The sequence below is a fragment of the Azonexus sp. genome (genome assembly GCF_036170495.1).
GTDB lineage: Bacteria > Pseudomonadota > Gammaproteobacteria > Burkholderiales > Rhodocyclaceae > Azonexus.
The window spans coordinates 1-1,411 of sequence record NZ_JAVHPH010000088.1 but is presented as its reverse complement, the minus strand read 5'-3'; the positions used below and the strand labels follow the sequence as shown (position 1 = coordinate 1,411).

General features: G+C 63.0%; 2 protein-coding genes. One reads left to right on the top strand and one right to left on the bottom strand.

The window, feature by feature from the left end:
* On the bottom strand, positions 1-1,088 hold a 1,088-nt coding region (locus ADADOO_RS02885; protein WP_511274857.1), incomplete at its 3' end, for a response regulator.
* Positions 1,089-1,205: 117 nt separating this feature from the next.
* On the opposite strand from ADADOO_RS02885, the gene ADADOO_RS02880 reads away from it, so the two are divergent.
* The coding region (locus ADADOO_RS02880) for an FAD-dependent oxidoreductase (RefSeq protein ID WP_511274855.1) at positions 1,206-1,411 on the top strand (206 nt) is incomplete at its 3' end.

Here is a 1,411-nt window from a genome sequence, read left to right as displayed (position 1 = left end):
GCCAGTTCGGCCTGCTTGTCGCCGCGCCATTCGCGCTTCATGTCGGCGACAATTTTGCGCGAGGCATCGACGTGGCCGCGCTCGACCAACACGCGCGACAGGTTGGCAAAATCGTCTACCGTCCGCAGGCTTGAACCCTTGCTGCGCTCGATGACCTTGCCATAGGCCTTTTCGGCGGCCAGCAGATCCTTGTTGCGGGCCGCCACATCGCCGACCAGGCGTTGCCGTACGGTGTTGTGCGGCGAGGCATCGGCCGCCCGCTGCAGGGTCTGCTGGGCCGCCTCGAGCTTGCCCTGGGCTTCGTGCACCGAGGCCAGGAAATCGTAGGCGGATAGGTAATCCGGGGCCTCCGCCGTGACCTGTTCGGCCAATTTTTCGGCTTCGTCGAGCGCCCCGCGATCGCGCAAGGCCATGGCCAGGCCCATCTTGGCCCACGGTACGACGCGCCCTTCGAGGACGCGCCGGAAAACCTCTTCGGCCTCGCGCGTCTTGCCTAGTGTATGCAGCAGATCGCCCTTGAAACGCAGGGCGTCATAGACGAATTGCGGCTGCTGCTGGATGACGCGGTCGCAGGCGACGATGGCTTCCTGCAAGGCGCCGCGCTCAATCTGCTCGTAGATCTTGCGCAGCACATGTTTTTTGTAGATGGCCCGGATCAGCCGGGCCTGCAATTGCTCGGCGGTAAACGGCTTGATCAGGTAGTCGTCAGGCGCCAGTTCGGCCAGCGACACGACATTGGTGTAGCCGCGCTCGCTGGTGATGATCATGTACACCGTCGACAACGGGATGAGGTGGGCGTGGCGCAGTTCTTCCAGCAACTGCTGGCCGTCGCGGCCATCGTCGAGGACAAAATCGGAGAGCACGATGTCGAAGCGGTTGGCCTTGACCTGGCGGATGACCTCGGCCGAGTTGCCCGCGCCATGCACCAGTGTGACGCCCAGGGCTCCGAGCATCAGGCGCAGCGAATCGCGCGCCGGCGAATGGCGGTCAACGATCAGGACCCTTTTCTTGGTCAGCGACTGGTGCAAAACCAGCAGCATCTCCTCGTTATCGAGCTGGCTGGGCCCTTTGGCTTGGCTTGTACTCATTTCGCCAACTTACTTGAGTTCGCCGGGCAGGGCAAGGAATCGGCAAAAACCTGTGATATTTCAGCGCCCTGAAGTAAAATTCGCAGTCCGCTATTGCGCTGCAACAAAGCCAAACTCATGCTCTATCCCACCCTTTTCGATGTCATCGTCGTCGGCGGCGGTCACGCCGGTACCGAGGCTGCCCTTGCCGCCGCCCGGGCCGGTGCGAACACGCTGCTGCTGACGCACAATCTCGATACGCTGGGGGCGATGAGCTGCAACCCGTCGATCGGCGGCATCGGCAAGGGCCATCTGGTCCGCGAGGTCGATGCGCTGGGCGGCGC